This window comes from Pseudomonas sp. FW305-E2 (assembly GCF_058782925.1).
Genome location: NZ_JBYSYE010000024.1, coordinates 16,785 through 34,144, shown reverse-complemented (window position 1 = coordinate 34,144; position 17,360 = coordinate 16,785). Strand labels below are relative to the sequence as shown.

The 17,360-nt window shown below is 55.9% G+C and carries 17 protein-coding genes; 5 read left to right on the top strand and 12 right to left on the bottom strand.

Going from position 1 to position 17,360, the window contains the following annotated elements; all coding sequences use genetic code 11:
* Positions 1 to 337 precede the first annotated feature (337 nt).
* A complete protein-coding gene (locus tag AC3WLP_RS17755) occupies positions 338 to 1,375 on the top strand; it encodes a sensor domain-containing diguanylate cyclase (protein ID WP_088512777.1) in 1,038 nt (345 codons plus the stop codon).
* 158 nt (positions 1,376 to 1,533) lie between these two features.
* Here AC3WLP_RS17755 and AC3WLP_RS17750 read toward each other — a convergent pair whose 3' ends face one another.
* Positions 1,534 to 1,743: a tautomerase family protein gene (locus tag AC3WLP_RS17750; protein ID WP_088512778.1), complete on the bottom strand. Its 210-nt coding sequence runs from the start codon at positions 1,741 to 1,743 to the stop codon at positions 1,534 to 1,536.
* A 69-nt stretch (positions 1,744 to 1,812) separates the two neighbouring features.
* Complete coding sequence (locus tag AC3WLP_RS17745) at positions 1,813 to 2,544, bottom strand: SDR family NAD(P)-dependent oxidoreductase (protein ID WP_088512779.1); 732 nt, start codon at positions 2,542 to 2,544, stop codon at positions 1,813 to 1,815.
* A gap of 113 nt (positions 2,545 to 2,657) precedes the next feature.
* Here AC3WLP_RS17745 and AC3WLP_RS17740 point away from each other — a divergent pair, with 113 nt between their 5' ends.
* Positions 2,658 to 3,584: a LysR family transcriptional regulator gene (locus AC3WLP_RS17740; RefSeq protein WP_014753567.1), complete on the top strand. Its 927-nt coding sequence runs from the start codon at positions 2,658 to 2,660 to the stop codon at positions 3,582 to 3,584.
* Between the two features lie 608 nt (positions 3,585 to 4,192).
* Positions 4,193 to 5,650 (top strand): tyrosine-type recombinase/integrase, encoded by a 1,458-nt coding sequence (locus tag AC3WLP_RS17735; RefSeq protein WP_088512780.1) that lies wholly within the window; start codon positions 4,193 to 4,195, stop codon positions 5,648 to 5,650.
* Between the two features lie 245 nt (positions 5,651 to 5,895).
* Here AC3WLP_RS17735 and AC3WLP_RS17730 read toward each other — a convergent pair whose 3' ends face one another.
* From AC3WLP_RS17730 to AC3WLP_RS17715, 4 genes are read right to left on the bottom strand one after another with little or no spacing between them, the layout of a single operon-like run.
* Entirely contained in the window at positions 5,896 to 6,630 is a 735-nt protein-coding gene (locus tag AC3WLP_RS17730; RefSeq protein ID WP_088512781.1) for an amino acid ABC transporter ATP-binding protein, read from the bottom strand.
* The gene (locus tag AC3WLP_RS17725; RefSeq protein ID WP_088512782.1) at positions 6,617 to 7,264 is read right to left on the bottom strand and encodes an amino acid ABC transporter permease; all 648 of its coding nucleotides are present in this window, start codon (positions 7,262 to 7,264) and stop codon (positions 6,617 to 6,619) included. Before AC3WLP_RS17725 ends, AC3WLP_RS17730 begins: the two co-directional genes overlap by 14 nt.
* On the bottom strand, positions 7,265 to 7,930 hold the full coding sequence (locus tag AC3WLP_RS17720; RefSeq protein ID WP_088512783.1) for an amino acid ABC transporter permease: 666 nt from the start codon (positions 7,928 to 7,930) through the stop codon (positions 7,265 to 7,267).
* A 23-nt stretch (positions 7,931 to 7,953) separates the two neighbouring features.
* On the bottom strand, positions 7,954 to 8,739 hold the full coding sequence (locus AC3WLP_RS17715) for a transporter substrate-binding domain-containing protein (protein WP_088512924.1): 786 nt from the start codon (positions 8,737 to 8,739) through the stop codon (positions 7,954 to 7,956).
* 260 nt (positions 8,740 to 8,999) lie between these two features.
* On the opposite strand from AC3WLP_RS17715, the gene AC3WLP_RS17710 reads away from it, so the two are divergent.
* Positions 9,000 to 9,692 (top strand): FadR/GntR family transcriptional regulator, encoded by a 693-nt coding sequence (locus AC3WLP_RS17710; RefSeq protein WP_088512784.1) that lies wholly within the window; start codon positions 9,000 to 9,002, stop codon positions 9,690 to 9,692.
* A gap of 205 nt (positions 9,693 to 9,897) precedes the next feature.
* Here the strand turns inward: AC3WLP_RS17710 and AC3WLP_RS17705 are convergent, their stop codons facing one another.
* From AC3WLP_RS17705 to AC3WLP_RS17685, 5 genes are all read right to left on the bottom strand, one after another.
* The gene (locus AC3WLP_RS17705; RefSeq protein ID WP_088512785.1) at positions 9,898 to 11,091 is read right to left on the bottom strand and encodes an MFS transporter; all 1,194 of its coding nucleotides are present in this window, start codon (positions 11,089 to 11,091) and stop codon (positions 9,898 to 9,900) included.
* A gap of 92 nt (positions 11,092 to 11,183) precedes the next feature.
* On the bottom strand, positions 11,184 to 12,209 hold the full coding sequence (locus AC3WLP_RS17700) for an SMP-30/gluconolactonase/LRE family protein (protein WP_256596086.1): 1,026 nt from the start codon (positions 12,207 to 12,209) through the stop codon (positions 11,184 to 11,186).
* Between the two features lie 207 nt (positions 12,210 to 12,416).
* Positions 12,417 to 13,898, bottom strand: a complete 1,482-nt coding sequence (locus tag AC3WLP_RS17695; RefSeq protein WP_088512786.1) for an aldehyde dehydrogenase — start codon at positions 13,896 to 13,898, stop codon at positions 12,417 to 12,419.
* Positions 13,899 to 13,988: 90 nt separating this feature from the next.
* Positions 13,989 to 14,288: a YciI family protein gene (locus AC3WLP_RS17690; RefSeq protein ID WP_088512787.1), complete on the bottom strand. Its 300-nt coding sequence runs from the start codon at positions 14,286 to 14,288 to the stop codon at positions 13,989 to 13,991.
* A 157-nt stretch (positions 14,289 to 14,445) separates the two neighbouring features.
* On the bottom strand, positions 14,446 to 15,210 hold the full coding sequence (locus tag AC3WLP_RS17685; RefSeq protein WP_088512788.1) for an SDR family NAD(P)-dependent oxidoreductase: 765 nt from the start codon (positions 15,208 to 15,210) through the stop codon (positions 14,446 to 14,448).
* Between the two features lie 246 nt (positions 15,211 to 15,456).
* Here AC3WLP_RS17685 and AC3WLP_RS17680 point away from each other — a divergent pair, with 246 nt between their 5' ends.
* The gene (locus tag AC3WLP_RS17680) at positions 15,457 to 16,374 is read left to right on the top strand and encodes a LysR family transcriptional regulator (RefSeq protein WP_088512789.1); all 918 of its coding nucleotides are present in this window, start codon (positions 15,457 to 15,459) and stop codon (positions 16,372 to 16,374) included.
* A 73-nt stretch (positions 16,375 to 16,447) separates the two neighbouring features.
* Here the strand turns inward: AC3WLP_RS17680 and AC3WLP_RS17675 are convergent, their stop codons facing one another.
* Entirely contained in the window at positions 16,448 to 17,350 is a 903-nt protein-coding gene (locus AC3WLP_RS17675; protein ID WP_088512790.1) for a LysR family transcriptional regulator, read from the bottom strand.
* Positions 17,351 to 17,360 lie beyond the last annotated feature (10 nt).

The window sequence follows — 17,360 nt, the reverse complement described above, 5'->3', positions numbered from 1 at the left end:
AGAGCGTCCGGACGCCACTCTAAAACCTTGACTTAACTCGAGGTCAATACCGGATTTCCAATAAGGCAGGCAGGGGCGACAACCTCAACCGTTTGTTCAAGCCGTCTGTAGGTCTGAGAAGTTTGTCGAGGTCTTGGGCGACCGACCGAGCCGCGCCGATCAACACCACAGGTAATGCCCACTGGAGGATCCGGGATAGAGCCAACCGGTTTGCTATGCTCTCTATTCCGGCTGGCCTGGCCTGAAGGCGCCGAGCGTGTGCGGCATTGGTCAAGATGCTTGAGAGTTTTCTATCCGCGTTTGTGGAAAAAACGAACCAAGGAGTGGAGTAACAGATATGCCAGCTTGTCCCCTACCCGCTGATGAAGCACTTCGTCAGCGCACACTTGATGATATGGACTTGGTCGATACGCCGGCCGAGCATTATCTCGATACCTTGGTACGACTCACCCAAGAACTAGCCCAGGTGGAGACCGTTCTGGTCAGCCTAATCGATCAGGACCGGCAGTGGTTCAAGGCTCGAATCGGTATCGAGGTAAGCGAGACGAAGCGTAATGTGTCTTTTTGCGGCTACGCGATTCTCGGTGAAGATACCTTGATGGTTTCCGACGCCAGGTGCGATACACGCTTCGAGGACAATCCCCTCGTGCTGAACCCACCCTATATCCGGTTCTATGCGGGCCACCCGTTACGTGCCTCAAATGGCAAAGCCATTGGCACCCTGTGCATGTTCGATCCTCGGCCGCGGAAGCTCAGCGAGGCGCAACAGGCTCATTTTCGGGACTTAGCCACGCTCACCGAGGGTTATTTGCAACTGCGGAGCCTAGCGCAGGTCAATCGCGCTCTGCGTGTTGAAATGGATCGCGGGCAGCGCAGGGCTTTACTTGATCCTTTGACACAACTATGGAATCGCGGGGCGTTGGCAGCATTTCAGAACCGAGAGCTTCGTTTGGCTGAGGAGCGAGGTTTACAGCTAGGTGCCGTATACGCAGACCTCGACCGTTTCAAATCCGTCAATGACGAGCATGGCCACGATGCCGGCGATAAAGTGCTCTGCGAGTGTGCTCGCCGACTGCGGGCTACGCTGCGGCCAGATGACCTGCTGGTACGCCAGGGAGGAGAGGAGTTTGTGGCCCTGCTACGGGTTAAAGATAGCCAAGAATTAACGCAGATTGCGGAGCGCTTGCGTCAGTCAATTGGCAGCGCGCCGTTTTTGTTGCCCGGCGTCCCTCGGAAGATGACCATGAGCATCGGATGCGCCCTGCTCACCCAGGGTGAGCAGATTGATGATGCAATAAAGCGCGCTGACGGCGGTCTCTATGCGGCCAAACATGGGGGGCGTGACCAGGTTGTCTATGTGCCAGCGTTATCCTGAGGAAGTTGAGACTCGGTAACATGGGGGCGAGACTCTCCCTATACGAGATGCGCTAGCGTATTGGCCACCCCGGTCTCCAAGTGGGTTCTCCTTCGCAAGCGTGTCGAGCCAAGGCCGCCCTGGAGGCGCTGATTCGCGCCGCCGGGGCAGTTCGGAGCTCATCCCTGAGTTTTTTTGCTGCGGTACTCGGTGGTGGTCATGCCGGCGTAGCCCCAGTTATCGGTGTCGACCTCATCGATCACGATATGGGTGAGCTCAGGTTTCTTTCCGAGCACTCGCTGCAAGGTCTCTGTGATTTCCTTGATGACTTGGGCTTTCTGATCACGGGTGACGCCGTCGCGAGTGATGCGGACGCTGACGAAGGGCATGGTATTACTCCTATGGGGTGGGGAAATCAGGGCAAGGAGGCGGGATGCCTCCCCGTTACGTTCAGCCTATTACCATTTGCCGACACTCATACCGCCGTCGACCGGCAACACCACGCCCGTGGTGAACCCGGCGTTGGCCAGGTAAAGCACGGCGTCGGCAATGTCGCTGACGCGTCCGATGTGTCCGGCCGGTTGCAGGCCGTTGAGGAAGTCGAAGCTGGCCGGATCGTGCATCGGCGTCTCGATGATGCCGGGAGCCACCGCGTTAACCTGGATGTTGTGCGACGACAGCTCCAGCGCCAGGGCGCGGGTAACTTGGTTGAGGCCCCCCTTGATCAGCACCGGCAAGGCGGCGGGCACGGCGATGTTGGGTTGCAGCGCCACGGCAGCGGTGATGTTGATGATGTGACCCTGGCGCCGCTCGATCATGTGCACGGCGGCGGCCTGGGAGGCGTAGACCACGCCCTTGAGGTTGGTCTCCAGCATGCTTTGGATGTCTTCCGGGCTGTAGTCGACGAAGGGTTTGGGCAGGAAGAAGCCAGCGTTGTTGACCAACACGTCGACCTGGCCGAAGGCGTCGATGCTGGCCTGAATCAGGCGGCGGGCGGTCTCAGGCTTGGCGATGTCACCGGCCACGCCGATGAAGGCGGGGCTGTCCAGTTGTGCCTTGGCCTCGGCGAGGCGTCCGGCGGAGCGGGCATTGCCGACCACATTGAAGCCACTGGCGAGGAAAGCCTTGGCCAGGCCGAAGCCGATGCCGCTGGAGGCGCCGGTGATCACTACCGTTTTGCTGTTGCTCATGTCGTTTCTCCCAATCAGGTGACGCAGAAGAGCGCCGTTGGGAGGACTATATTTTTGCTTTAGATAAGGATAAATATGGCAGCGAGAACTTCAGTTGATACATGGTGTAATCAATGCAGCGGCATTTCGACGACGTCCTACTCGGCAGCATCGAGCTGTTCTGCCTGGCGGCGGAGCTGGGCAGCTTCACCGCGGCCGGTCTCGCGGCGGGCGTGACGCCGGCAGCGGTCAGTCGCTCGATCAGCCGCCTGGAAGAGCGCTTGGGCTCCAGACTGTTCGTCCGTACCACCCGCAGCATCCGTCTGACCGAGGGCGGGCGAGGCTACTACGAACAGTGTCGTCAGGCGCTGACCCAGCTGGTGGAGGCCGAACGGGTGGTGACCGGGCAGCAGCAGGAGCCTTCGGGCACACTGCGCATCAGCCTGCCCACGACCTACGGGCACCACCGCATCCTGCCGCTGCTGCCCGAGTTTCGCCGGCGCTACCCGAAGGTGCAGGTCGACATCCACCTGGGCAACCGCAATATCGACTTTGTCGGCGAGGGCTACGACCTGGCCATCCGCGTGCGTGCACAGCCGGATTCGACTCTGATCGCCCGGCCGCTGGAAGACGCCCGGCTGGTGGTGGTGGCCACTCCAGATTACTTGGAACACGCGGGGGAACCGCAGAGCCTTGAAGAACTGGCGCAGCATGACTGCATCCAGTTCGAACTGCCCAGCAGCGGTCGGCGCATCGCCTGGCTGTTCGACGAGGAGGGCCGCGAACGGGAAGTACTCACCGAGGGCGGCTACATCTGCTCGGACGACGTGCTCGGTGGCGTGACCTTGGCCAAGCACGGCGCGGGACTGTTCCAGACCTACCGCTTTATCGTCGAGCGCGAGCTGGCCGAGGGCTCGCTGGTCGAGGTGCTGCGGCCCTTCGCGGGCCGCTCGCGGCCGTTCACCCTGCTGTATCCCCAAGGCCGGCACATGCCGTTGCGCCTGCGGGCCTTCGTCGACTTCATCATGGACAAGCGGCGCCAGTGGGCTGCTGGCAGCTGAGGGGACGTATCACTCTGTACCAGTGCCATGGTGGATGCGGCGCCGATGGGCCAGTCTGTAATTGGCCTTGGACCGATCTCCGGTTTAGCACCTGCCGGCCCAGCACCGGGCCGAGCCGGTGGCATGGATGGAATCACGCTAACCTCAGGCGTACGCCACGATCTCGAACGAGGTTAAGCAGCACAACCTCAAATTCGGTGGAGCGCCTGCCTCGGCGGTCAACGACTACAGCATTCCGCTCTACACCCACGCCGATCCTGACGAGGTTGACGGCATGCGAATTCGCGGTGGTGTTACCCTGAGAAGTCACGCAAAAGTCACGCACATGAAAAAGGCCACTCCTTTCGGAAATGGCCTAAGTCATTGAAATATATGGTCGGGACGGAGTGATTCGAACACTCGACCCCTTGCACCCCATTCGATTATTTATTGGTTTTTAGTGGACATCGACAGAACACAGAAGCACGTCACTGACCTAGCAAGCACAGGGGTTTCAGGCTAGTATTCTATCTACCTCAGCCCAAAGCTTTCCACCGAGAGCCGTCGCCTTGGTAGGGGTATAAGTAGGGGTATTTTTCGATTCCCTCTAGGTGTGCAAGGGGTAGAGAATGGCCAAAATAACCGTCAGAGAACTGGAATCGCTCACCGTTGAGGATAATGGGAAGACCCTGCGCGACGACGGGAACTTGATAGGCAAAGTGATTGCTCGTCAGAAAGGCGTCTCGGTGAGCTTTTATTATCGTTTCAAGTGGGACGGAAAATTCAAAGACTTCGCCTGCGGTACATGGGCCAAGACTGGTAGCAGAAGTAAATCCCTGTCCGAAATAAGATCCGAACATAGGAACGCGAGCCGAAGAGTAGCTGAAGGTATTGATCCGACATCTGCCAAGAAGGCAGCCAAAATCGAAGCGCAAACCGCCATTGCTGACACGATTGCCGAGGCCGAACGGCAGGCAGCGGAAAATAAGACTGTTGAAGACTTGTTCAACGAATGGGTAATCGACGGCGTTTCTCGCCAGGATGGAAACGCGGAGTTACACCGCAGCTTCAAGAAGGACGTACTTCCTGCCATTGGCAAGAAGCCGGTGCGTGCCCTGACAGAAAGAGATTTATTGACTGTCCTGCGTGCAGTTCGTGCGCGCGGTCTTAACCGTACCGTGGTGATCCTGTACAACGACATTGGACAGATGCTGCGCTGGGCCGAAAAGCGCAAACCCTGGCGATCGCTGATGATTGACGGGAACCCCATCGACTTGGTCGATGTGCAGACACTACTGGACGACTACTATCAGGAAGAGCGTGACCGCCTGCTCTCCCCCAGCGAAATCCGTGAACTGGCAGATATCTTCGTCCGCCTGGAGCACGACTACGAGGCGTTACCCGCCGGTAGAAAATACTCCGGCATCCGAGCTGTCAGCTCTCGCGTGCAGTGCGCGGTATGGATCTGCCTGAGCACCCTTTGCCGCATTGGTGAGTTACTCAAGGCCGAATGGAAGAATGTAGATCTGGGCAAAGGCACTTGGCTTATCCCAGCGCTTACCACGAAAGGTCGTAAAGGCAAGCGCCAGGATCACCATGTCTTTCTTTCGGAGTTCGCTTTGAGGCAGTTTAAGCGCCTGAAGATAGAAACTGGAGACAGCCCGTACTGCTTCCCGAGTAGAAATGGTGAATGTCATGTAGACACCAAAACGGTGAGTAAACTGATAGGCGACCGACAGTGCCGCTTCAAAAAACGCAGTAAACCGTTGTCAGGTCGTCATCATAACGACTCGCTGGTGCTCGGCCACGGCGCGAAGGGCGAATGGACCCCTCACGACCTTCGCCGGACTGGCGCAACAATGATGCAAGAGCTTGGTATCACACTGGAAATCATCGACCGCTGCCAGAACCACCTCTTGAGTGGCTCGAAAGTCCGTCGACATTACCTCCATTATGATTATGCCAAGGAAAAAACTGAGGCGTGGCACATCCTGGGGCAGCGGCTCACAACTATTCTCACATCTTCTGATAAACTCGAACGATCACAGTATAGCGATGTTGATTCTGCAAATACCCTTGAGACATAGAGACTATCGCCAGAACTAAATGCAAGTCTCTTTATCTTGCCTTGAGTGCATGTGCCTCGTCCTCCTCCAACGATACGGACGATGCTACTAGGCCACAATGGACGCGCCTTAGTCCGAAAGGACCAGGTACTTCGCCGATCCTAATCAGGGCGACCGTAGCGACTAACTTGGCTCGACAGCCCGGTAACGCTGATTATCCTCCACAGTGTGTAGATGACACCAAGTTTCGAGCCCTCTGCAAGGGCTCATTCTCCCACCACGTTACCGATAAAGTTCATAAGCTCTGGCGTCCTTGGCGCCGCGAACACCTCTTGAGGCTTACCTGCTTCATGCACCTTGCCGTCATGCATGAACACCAACTTGTCACCCACCTCCCGGGCGAAGCGCATTTCATGGGTGACCATGATCAGCGTCATGCCTTCCTTGGCCAATTGGCGCACCACGCCCAACACCTCGTTGACCAGTTCCGGGTCAAGCGCCGAGGTGATCTCGTCGCACAACAAGACCTTCGGCGACATGGCCAGGGCGCGGGCGATGGCTACCCGCTGCTGCTGGCCAACGGAAAGGCGATCGGGGTAGGCATCGAACTTGTCGGCCAGGCCGACCCGGGCCAGCATCTGCTGGGCCAGTTGCAGCGCCTCGGGTCGGCTGGCCTTCTTCACCACCTGCGGTGCGAGCATGGCGTTCTCGCCCACGGTCAGGTGCGGGAACAGGTTGAACTGCTGGAACACCATGCCAACCTTCTGGCGCAATGCACGCAAGTCGGCACGGCTGGCGTCGAGGTATTCGCCATCCACCTCGATCACTCCGTCGCTGATCGACTCCAGGCCGTTCAGGGTCCGTAGGAAGGTGCTTTTGCCAGAACCGCTACGGCCGATGATGGCGACCACTTCGCCTTCCTCGATGGTCAGGTCGACCCCCTTGAGCACATGGTTGTCGCCATAGTACTTGTGCAACGCGGACACTCTAAGCAGGGGCATGCAGCCTCCTTTCCAGGTAACGGGCGCTCAGCGAGAGCGGATAGCAAAGGGTGAAGTAACCCACGGCCACCAGGCCGTAGATCAGGAAAGGTTCGAAGGTGGCATTGGCGAGCATGCCGCCGGTCTTGGTCAATTCGGTAAAGCCAATGATCGAAGTGACCGCCGCGCCCTTGACCACCTGCACCGAGAACCCCACGGTGGGCGCGACGGCGATGCGCAAGGCCTGAGGCAGGATCACATGGCGCAATTGCTCCAGGCGGCTCATGGCCAGGCTGCCGGACGCCTCCCATTGGCCACGCGGAATGGTCTCGACACAACCCCGCCACACCTCGGCGAGAAAGGCACTGGTGAACAGCGTCAGGGCGATGACGGCCGCCATCCATGCCGACACATCAATGCCGAACAGGGCGATGCCGAAAAACACCATGAACAATTGCATCAGCAGCGGCGTGCCCTGGAACAGCTCGATGTAGCCCTTGGCGAGGTTACGCAGGAGCGGGTTGTCGGAAATCCGCGCCAATAGCAGCAACAGGCCAGCAATACCACCGCAGAGGAAGGCCGCCAGCGACAACAGCAAGGTCCATTGCAACCCCACGAGCAGGTTGCGCACGATGTCCCACAAGGTGAAATCCATTCAGCGTCTCCCCATCAGCAAGCGCTGCCCGAGCCAGGCCAGCAACTGGCGCACCAGGATGGCCATGACCAGGTACAAGGCGGTGGTCAGCAGGTACGTCTCGAACGCGCGGAAGTTGCGCGACTGGATGAAGTTGGCCGCGAACGACAGTTCCTCGGTGGCGATCTGCGGGCACACCGCCGACCCCAGCATCACGATCACGATCTGGCTCGACAGGGCCGGCCAGACCTTGGCCAGCGCCGGCTGCGGCACCACGTGACGGAACGCCTCGGCGCGGCTCATGGCAAGGGCCGCAGCGGCCTCCAATTGCCCCTTGGGAATGGCTTGAATGCCAGCCCGAATGATCTCGGTGGAGTAAGCTCCCAGGTTGATCACCATGGCCAGCACCGCCGCCTGCCACTCAGTCAGCCGCACGCCCAGCGCTGGCAAACAGAAGAAGATGAAGAACAACTGGACGATGAAGGGCGTATTGCGGATCAGCTCCACGTACAGGCCGAACAGGGCATCGAATGGCCGCAGCCGCCAGGCGCGCACCACTGCCCCGAGCACGCCAATGGCGCCTCCGAACAAGGTACCGATCACCGTCAGTTGAAGAGTGAACACCGCGCCCTCGAGCAGCAGGCTGCCCTGGGCTAATACAGGAGCGAAATCGAATTGATAGGCCATGGATCAGCGACTCCAGAGGCCGTTCAGAGGTCGGCCGGCAGTGGCTGCTTCAGCCATTTTTCTGCATTGCGATTGAGGCTGCCGTCAGCCTTGGCTGCGTCGAGGGTGGTGTTGATTTTTTCGAGCAAGGCCGGCTCCTGCTTGGCCAGGCCCACGTAGACCTGCGAATCCTTGAGCTTTACCTTCATCACCGGCACCTTGGCCGGGTTCTTCTCGGCGATGACGGCCATCACCACGCTACCACTGGCGATCAGTTCGACCTGGCCAGACAAATAGGCGGCGATAGTGGAGTTGTTGTCCTCGAAGCGTTTGATGATCGCTCCTTGCGGGGCCACGGCAGACAGCTCCATGTCCTCGATCGAACCGCGGGTGACGCTGATGGTTTTGCCAGCGATGGCATCGATGTGCTCGATCGTCGCCTGCGCAGGCCCGAACACCGCCAGGTAAAACGGCGCATAGGGACGGGAGAAATCGATCACCGCTTCGCGCTCCGTATTCTTGCCCAGGCTGGAGATCACCAGGTCGACCTTGCCGGTGGTGAGGAACGGAATGCGATTGGTGCTGTTGACGGGCGTGAGGGCCAGCTTGACGCCGAGCTTGTCCGCCAGCAGTTGCGCGGTGTCGATGTCCAGGCCGCGAGGCTTGAGATCCGGTCCTACCGAGCCAAACGGTGGGAAGTCCTGGGGCACCGCCACTTTGAGTACGCCACGGGCGGTGATGTCGGCCAGGGCGTCGGCCTGCGCAGGAGAAACGGCCAGGGCGCCGCCGCACAGCAGGGTCGTCAGAAACAGGAAACGGATATTTTTTATGAAAAGCCCTCGTGGTATGTAAGAAGTTGCCTCCCCAGAAATTGCACAGGCCATGCCAGCATTGCGCTTCGGCACGTCCAAGGCCTTTGCCGCCTGGGGCGCGCGAGGTCTTACTGGTCTGAACAGTCAAGCACCCCGCCAGATCGGTGCCTCGCTTTCGCGCAACCCTCGTTTCCTCTGCGCCAGCGCGGGGCGAGACTTGCCAGGCAGCGGGTAAAGCCTTTACAAAGCGCAGATCGCTTTCCAACGGGTCTGAACCGATGCTCGATACCCTCCCCCGCGCAGTTCCGGAAATTGCCTTGCAAGCCATCCGCAAGCTGATCCACGCGGGCAACTACCAGCCCGGCGATGCCCTGCCGTCCCAGCGCGACCTGGCGGAACAGCTGGGTATTAGCCGTGCCTCGCTGCGCGAAGCACTATCATCCTTGAGTGCCTTGGGCCTGTTGAGTGTTCAGCCGGGCAAAGGGGTCTTCGTCCAGGCGCCCCCTTCCCCCCCTGCTTCCGACTTCTCCTGGCCCTATGCCGAACAGGTTTCTGCGGTCGATACCTTTCAATTGCGCTATGCCCTAGAGGGGTTCTCCGCCGGCTTGGCCGCGCTGTACCTGACCGCCGCCGACATCGATGAACTCGAAGCCAATGTCGACGCGATGCGCCAGGAGCTGCGCGCTGGCCGTTTCATCGACGCCGCGCGCCTGGACTTCGCCTTCCACCGCCGCTTGCTGGAAGCCAGCGGTAATCTCGCCATGCTGCAGGTAATCACCGCCAGCCAGGATATTTTCCTGGAAAGCCAGAAACTGCCGTTCATTCGCCCGGAACGTGCCATGGAAACCTGGCAGGAACACCGCAAGATCTTGCGTCAGCTGGCCCGCGGCAACCAGGCCGGGGCGCAACGCGCCATGCAAGAGCATATCCGCAATGCGGCGGCGCGCACGGGTGTGGTGTTTGCGTCCTGAGGTGCGGTTGAGGACACCGCGGCACCTGACGGAAGCGGCTTTTCGTCGAATATCCCTGAGAATCGTAAGACCGACTCGGCTCGTGACATTGGTCGCAGTGGATGGGATGCAGCTCCTACTGATGGGATCATCCACTGGAAGCCCGCAACCACCAGTGGCGGCAATCGTCAGTCTGCACTCCCCGCCTGGGTGAGCGGCCATTTCGTCAATCAGGGACGATTGATATAGTTCTATTCGTGCGTGTCAACAACATAACTGCGCAACTCCCTACGAAGGCCAGTACACAGTACACTGTGGCGAGCTGCCAGAGATTCACGTGGTTCGCCAACTGTCCAGCAACTAAGGTTGGAAAAGCAGCGCCGCAGTAAGAAGTTGCATAAATCACGGACATCACTCCTGCTCTCTCTTCAGCTGAAATACCATCTACCATCGTTTGTATGCTGCCAGTCAGGGTAAGGCCTTGAGCAACACCAGCCAAAGTACTCGCGACAAGAAAATAAGATAGTCGTTCCTGCGCGAGCGCCAACGCAGTTCCACCTACAGCTAAGGCGAAAAGCGATATACCCCACCGTTGAGCCTGCACACTTTTCAAGCGCCCTGCCAGGTACGCTCCCACTAGACTCGGTGCCATAAGAGATGCAAATACTGCACCCGCAGCTACCGCACTTACGGAATGCATTTGTTCCTTGGCCATAGCAGGCCCAAAAGCTTGATAAAATCCCCCAAATGCCCAAGTACTGACAAAAACCCAAGCCGCTGCTGGATAGGCTCTGCGAGAAGAGATTGGCAGAGCGAACTCGGGTCGTAGCGAGATCAACGCACCATGCTGCCGCGCAATGGTTTCTCGTCCTCTTACGACGAGCGCTACGCACAGCAACAAGATCATGAAGATAATCGCGAACATCAAATGCCGCGCGAGGCCACTGAAGTCGACCATTACTCCAGCAACCAACACGCCGATCGTCAACCCGGTCATGGGTCCACAGCTTGTAACGAAGCTGCTCAGCCAAGCCGGCGAAGCCGGCGCCGTATCGATTAGCCAGGCACTGAGTGCTGTTGAAGCCAATCCGCATGCTAGCCCTTGCAAAAGACGGCCCACCATCAGTGGCTGAGGGCTGTGTACAGTCATGAGAATCAGGCAGGCCAATGCGGCAAGGCATATAGCAAGTAACGAAACTAGTCGGCGCCCAATGAAACTGGACAAGCGCCCAAATATCAGCAATGCAAATATCGCCCCTACAAAATAAAAGACCGCACTCAGCGATAGATGACTGTAGCTTAAACCATCTTCAAGACGATAAAAATTGTAAAGGGGAATCGGCGCAGCAGATGCTGCAAATATTGCAACGAGGGAAATACTTGCACCAGCGAAAGTCGCACAATCATTGTCACACCTCACAATACCCCTTAGTAAAAATGTGATTACCCCCTCAAAAACAAGCAGTCAATGCTCCAACAAAAATATCATGATGGCATTAACTGCTACGGGACTCATTGATGAGAGTATAAACTCAGGGACTTTGCAAATCCTTTCGCATGAAATATCGCGGCACCACCCCCTTTATCTCCATCATTCGCGATAAGAAAAAGCTCATTTGTTCCGGGTTTGATGGCAAGACTTGTAGTTCGGAGATAATGCCCTTCTTCGCGCCCTGGAATAAGAATCTGGCCGATCGGATTCGCATTTTGGTTAAGTACCAGCACGCGTCCTTGGGTATACATCGCAACATACAGATTGCCGTCGGCATCCACCCGCATGGAGTCCGGAGATGGGCCATTGAATCTGTAAACGACGGCTTCGCCGAAGGGCACAACCGTTTGTGGATCGCTCAACTCGACTCTGTGCAAAAGGCCAGTAGCGAATTCGGTCACCCAGAGCGTTTTTTCATCAGGCGATAGCGCTATGCCATTAGGAAGTGCCATATTACGAAGTATAGGAACGACTGTTTTGCCATCAGCAAAGCTGTAGTAAACGCCCCCTGTCGGTTGCGTGGGAGTACCTTTGAAGTCGGTAAAATAGAATCCACCTGCACTATCGAACACCAGATCATCCACGACAAAATTCTTATCGACATCAATTATGGACCGTGCAAGATCTCCATTAGGGTAATATGCCGTAATACTGCCAGATTCTTGAGAACTCCCTAGCCCCGCAACATACAGCTGACCGTCTTTGTGGATGGCCAACCCTGCAGAACCTCGGGCGTTTCTCGGTACTAGAACACTCAAACGCTTTTGCTTGTCGACTTTCAGTACCTGACCACCAAATACCTCGACGAAGAGCAGGTTGCCTTCTCGATCGAAAGCTGGGGACTCTGTCTGCATTTCGCTGTCTGAAACCTTGAGCCAACGTTTAGCTGTAATGGCCGGCAATTGACGCTCAGCAAACGGTACTTCATATAGCTGTTTCCCACTAGGTGGATAACTCAGTGTTGGCATTACATCACCAGCGTGGACATGCAATGGAAACAGCATCGCAGAAAAGGAAGCTAGCACAACACAGCGAAAATAGCTCATAGCAATCTTCCTTAATATTGTTATCTGCTAACACAATATGAAAATGCGTCAACGGCAAGCCGACTTAGTCATCGCCCATGATGGAAAGATAAGTGCATCACCAACTAACACTAACGGGCCGAACCAGTTAAATGATAGACGCGTTACGGGGCGGGAGCAGCCGGTCTACCAAGACACAGCATTTAAGCGTAACGCGCCTTAGGGAGCTCACCGAGGGACGAAATTGTTTTCCGGCCGAGTTTCAGCAATCGACACCATGAGACTTTTAGTTTCCAGATATTCATTCACGGCTTCGATACCGCTTTCCCGACCAATACCTGACTGCTTCATACCTCCGAAGGGCATCATATAACTATAGGTCCGATATGTATTTCCCCATACGGTTCCCACGTCTAGGGCTTTCGAAACCCTGAAAAGTCTACCGACATCACCAGTCCATACACCAGCAGCCAAGCCATAAAGTGTCGTATTCGCGATCTCGATCGCCTCTGCTTCATCCTCAAATCCAATGATAGACAGCACCGGCCCGAACACTTCCTCTTGGGCAATTCGCATATCATTGGAAACATCTGTGAATACAGTCGGTTCTATAAACTGTCCACCTTTGATCCCTGGACCAGAAGCAGGTTTACCGCCTAGCAAGCACTTGGCACCCTCGGAAAGTGCGATGTCGATATAATCCAGCACCTTCTGGTACTGCGGAGCGGTTGACATAGGCCCCATGTGTGTCGATGGGTCCATGGGGTCACCAACTTTTACCGAACGTGCTGCGGCGAGTAGTAAATCGGTGAACCGCCCCTTGATAGAGTTCTGTACCAACAACCGAGAACCTGCGGTGCACATCTGACCGGCCGCACCAAAAATCCCAGAAATGGCCCCACCGACCGCCAAATCGAGGTCTGCATCTGCAAAGATGATATTAGGCGATTTGCCTCCAAGCTCCATCGTCACGCGCTTCATATGTTGCGCAGCAGCGGCGTAAACTTTAGCGCCAGTCGTATCAGAACCAGTGAACGTGACCATGGCCACATCCGAATGCTCCACTAAAGGCGCACCAATGTCATGGCCCAAGCCTGTCACGACATTGAGCACACCGTCAGGGAGGCCCGCCTTTTTCGTGAGCGCAGCGAATTCCAGAGAGCTAACTGAGGAAAACTCAGATGGTTTGATAACCACTGAGCAGCCTGCCGCCAAAGCCGGTGCACACTTGAGCGCCAAAAAATTGAGCGGTGCATTCCAAGCAGTCAACGCAAGCACAACCCCAATCGGCTCACGCATGGTGAAACCCATGATGCCGGCTTTCTCCATTGGCATGACCGAACCTTCGATCTTGTCGGCCAGTCCCGCATAGTAGTACCAGATCTCGGCGACGTTGCGGATGGCTCCACGCATCTCCGCTAGAAGTTTGCCATTGTCCTTGACCTCAAGGTCAGCAAGCCGTTCGATGTTCTCAAGGGTGATATCACCGATACGGCGCAAGGTTTTTCCTCGCTCCGTTGCACTCATGGACGCCCAAGGCCCCTGGCGCATGGCGTATTTGGCTGCCGCCACAGCGGCCGAAGCGTCAATGGCATTACCTTTCGGAATCTTCGCCCATGCCTCTCCATGGTAGGGATCAAAGGTATCTAACCAAGCATTACTTGCCGGCGCTTGAAATGCTCCGTCAATCCAGTGCGAATACGTCTTCACAGTGCCCACTCCTTCCTGCTGATTTTGTTCTTGGTCATGCAGGTACAGGACTGCACAACTCTATTATTTCTCGCAGTGCTGCCCAACTATTTAAGGCGTCACGCGCTTGTGATCAAAGACAAATTTCTTCCAGCGATTAACTTTATAGCTGGAAAATATTCCATGAAGATAGAAAGGATCATTTTCAATATACTCGACAGCCCCTTGTCGATTTTCTGTATCCAAAATGATCAGCCCTCCTACCGGAAAATCATCGCCATCGGGAAAAAAACCGCCACTGGCAATGATACGGCTCGAATTTTTTTCTACATATTCTAAATGAACTGCGCGAAGCTCTCGCTTCTTCTCGATCACACCAGGGTCATCAAAAAAAGTAATCACATATGGCATAACCATCCCTCATCAGAAAACATATGAAATCACTACCATCTGCCGCTAGTGAACTCAGGTCGCAAATAAGAGACACATGAGCTGCGAACCAAAGCAAGGTGAGTCAGCAAGGGCAGCTGTAGCGATCATAAGTGAAGGTCAAACTTTCCCCCGACCGTCATACCGCAGGAAGGCAAGCTGTCTGGCCACCATCTACCGCAACAACAGCGCCTGTCATAAAACTTGCATCATCAGTCAAGAGAAATGCCGCCACCGCAGCAACTTCGGCTGGTTGCCCCACTCGCCCTACGGCATGAGCCGCACCGATGCGCTTGGCTTTCTCAGGATCATCCAACATGTAGGCAGTGAATGGAGTCTGAATCATGCCGGGGGCTATGGCGTTGACACGAATACCGTAAGCCCCCAGCTCCGCGCCCATGGTACGGGTTATACCCGACACAGCGAATTTCGAGGCTACGTAGGGTAGCCGGTTCGGCACACCCATTACACCCGCGCCTGACGAAATATTCACAATGGCGCGCGACGTATTATCGTGCTGTACGGCACGTGCAAACGCCTGGCACATGAGAAATGTACCATCCAAGTTTACGGACATCACGTTTTTCCAGTTATCAGAATCGCAGTCCAGGACATTGCCGACACCCTTGATACCTGCGCAATTGATCAGCCCGTGCAAATGCTCGAACTTATTTCTCGCTTGCTCGACGAATGCCGTGGTTTGCTGCTCATCGGCGACATCCAATGCCGATCCGAAGACTCGTGCGTCGTCATTGAGTTCTAGCAGCAGGCTCTCGATACCGGCTTGGTCGCGATCTGCCAGTGCGATGGATGCGCCCTCTTCCCAGAGACGGCGCACACAGGCCGCCCCAATACCACTTGCGGCACCTGTAACCACAACAGTCTTACCTTCGAAACGTCTCATGCATCTATTCCTTATTGTTGTAGAACGTTCATTGAGCGAACAGAGTCGGCTCTCACACAGTTTGCCTATGCACAGCGGTATTACAGACGCTCCACGCACCGATCGTTCGACGGTGGCGCCAAGCGTACAGCAGAGTGTTTTTGCTCTTTGCCGCGGGCTGACTCCAAGTCTGCTAGGAGCGTCTCGGATCGACAAGCAATGCTTTCTAATGTATTCTTAAGAAAATTTTGACAATACGAAACCCCTATGCCATTGCCTAGATTCACGACGAGACAACTAACAGCTTTCATCGCTGTCGCCGACATGGGCAGCTTTGCAAAAGCGGGCCAAAAGTTGAACTTATCTTCTTCAGCTATCAGCCAGCTAGTTAGCGAGCTGGAATCTGCCATAGGTTTTCGTTTGTTCGACCGGACAACGCGTAGCGTATCGATCACTCTGGCTGGCGGAGAGTTTTACACCTCCGCTAAAAGCGTATTGGCGCATATGGAGCTCGCGCAAGCTGTGGCGGATAATGTGCGAGACTGCACCGCCGGAATCGTCCGCGTCGCAGCACCTCTAATTCTGGCCAGCACCGTTTTACCCGCCGCTGTAAAAGCTTATACATTAAGAAATCCCGATGTGCTCATTCGCATCCGGGACTCTTCGGTTGAAAACCTGGTAGAGAATGTCAGCAACGGCTCCGTAGAACTGGCCATCGGTCCCGATTGGCCAGTCAACGACGATGTCGAACGTTTTGACCTTTTCGAAAGCCAATGGGTACTTTGGTTTTCACCGAGCCATAGCTTCGCTGATCGCCAAGTCGTGTCATGGTCAGATTTGAGAGATCAAGCACTTATTGTTGCCGGACGAGACTATGAACGTACGATCTCGTTGACATATGGCGAATACGATGAAAAAGACCGCATCACCCCTGTGCACATAGTAGAACACATAACAACTGCCTTTGGGATGGCTGTCGAAGGGTTGGGAGTGCTCATAGCCCCGGCTTATGTCGGCCTACTAGCCAGTCGGCTCAATCTAATTATGCGACCGATCATGCAACCTCACGTCGTACGAAAGGTTTGCCTCTATCACTCACGCATTCACTCACTGACACCAGCAGCACAGGATTTTCGTATGCATTTGAGTCAATGGCTACAGGGAAAGGATAAGCTGGGACTGTGATGTTCTTTCGCCCTCAGAAGGAGGCGGTGCTCACAACGTTTTCAGAAATTAGATACCTATCGTTGGGGAGCGCTTAACCCTCACTAAAAAAACGCCCTTCCCCTTCCGTCAAAAGCTCGACCAAAGCACGGGTCGCCGGCGATAAATACCCATCGGCCCTTACTGTGACAGCCACTGTTCGAGTCCGCGTTGTTTCAAGCAAAGGTACCTCTCGCAATCTCGACATCCCCTGACCTTGCTGTAATGTTTCCCTCGCAAGGAAACTGAGCAGCTGCGTCTGCGCGATGAGACGGGGAAGCAAGGAAATCGAGTTGGTCTCGATTTGTACAACGGGTGGAGGCAGTTGTCGCGAAACAAAAATATTGTCGATCCATCGCCTGGCAGTAACCGAAGGGGCTGGCAGTACCCAACGGTATTGACATAAGTCTTTTAGCCCAATGGCGCTCGAAAAAATGGGATGGTCAGCACTCGCAACCACAATGGCCTCGTCTTGCAGAATCGGATAGGTACGGAACTGCGAATCCTCCATGACCAACGGGCAAATGATGACGTCAAGCCGCCCCGATCTCAACGACTCCCTCAATACATCGTCCATGCCAATGGACAGCTTCAAAGTGACCTCAGGTGCTCGCTCCAGCAGAGACGCAGTGAGCTGTGGCAGTAAATAGTCAGCCATGCTGGCCGCACATCCCAAACGTATGTTGCCAATTACTCCACTAGCAAAATCCCGGACCTCCCGTTGGGTCTGCGCAATGCTCAACTGCAATTGTCGACTGCGCATGAGAAGTAGCTTTCCTACCTCCGTCAGCTTGATCCGACGACCTTCGCGCTGAAACAACCGAGCGCCCAGGGCCCCCTCCAACCGCTGGATGCTTTTCGTCAAAGCTGGTTGACTGCGGTTGAGCTTTTCGGCCGCCCGCCCGAGGTGCCCCACCTCGGCAATCGTTTCAAAATAGGTCAGGTCACGGAGATCCATGATTCATGAA

What these genes read in the sequence shown, in the direction of transcription:
- AC3WLP_RS17750 (WP_088512778.1), bottom strand. Translation starts at nt 1,743, where the DNA reads ATGCCCTTCGTCAGCGTCCGCATCACTCGCGACGGCGTCACCCGTGAT.
- AC3WLP_RS17735 (WP_088512780.1), top strand. Translation starts at nt 4,193, where the DNA reads ATGGCCAAAATAACCGTCAGAGAACTGGAATCGCTCACCGTTGAGGAT.
- AC3WLP_RS17690 (WP_088512787.1), bottom strand. Translation starts at nt 14,288, where the DNA reads ATGCCATATGTGATTACTTTTTTTGATGACCCTGGTGTGATCGAGAAG.
- AC3WLP_RS17730 (WP_088512781.1), bottom strand. Translation starts at nt 6,630, where the DNA reads ATGCCCCTGCTTAGAGTGTCCGCGTTGCACAAGTACTATGGCGACAAC.
- AC3WLP_RS17745 (WP_088512779.1), bottom strand. Translation starts at nt 2,544, where the DNA reads ATGAGCAACAGCAAAACGGTAGTGATCACCGGCGCCTCCAGCGGCATC.
- AC3WLP_RS17680 (WP_088512789.1), top strand. Translation starts at nt 15,457, where the DNA reads ATGCCATTGCCTAGATTCACGACGAGACAACTAACAGCTTTCATCGCT.
- AC3WLP_RS17755 (WP_088512777.1), top strand. Translation starts at nt 338, where the DNA reads ATGCCAGCTTGTCCCCTACCCGCTGATGAAGCACTTCGTCAGCGCACA.
- AC3WLP_RS17700 (WP_256596086.1), bottom strand. Translation starts at nt 12,209, where the DNA reads ATGAGCTATTTTCGCTGTGTTGTGCTAGCTTCCTTTTCTGCGATGCTG.
- AC3WLP_RS17675 (WP_088512790.1), bottom strand. Translation starts at nt 17,350, where the DNA reads ATGGATCTCCGTGACCTGACCTATTTTGAAACGATTGCCGAGGTGGGG.
- AC3WLP_RS17720 (WP_088512783.1), bottom strand. Translation starts at nt 7,930, where the DNA reads ATGGCCTATCAATTCGATTTCGCTCCTGTATTAGCCCAGGGCAGCCTG.
- AC3WLP_RS17725 (WP_088512782.1), bottom strand. Translation starts at nt 7,264, where the DNA reads ATGGATTTCACCTTGTGGGACATCGTGCGCAACCTGCTCGTGGGGTTG.
- AC3WLP_RS17710 (WP_088512784.1), top strand. Translation starts at nt 9,000, where the DNA reads ATGCTCGATACCCTCCCCCGCGCAGTTCCGGAAATTGCCTTGCAAGCC.
- AC3WLP_RS17740 (WP_014753567.1), top strand. Translation starts at nt 2,658, where the DNA reads ATGCAGCGGCATTTCGACGACGTCCTACTCGGCAGCATCGAGCTGTTC.
- AC3WLP_RS17685 (WP_088512788.1), bottom strand. Translation starts at nt 15,210, where the DNA reads ATGAGACGTTTCGAAGGTAAGACTGTTGTGGTTACAGGTGCCGCAAGT.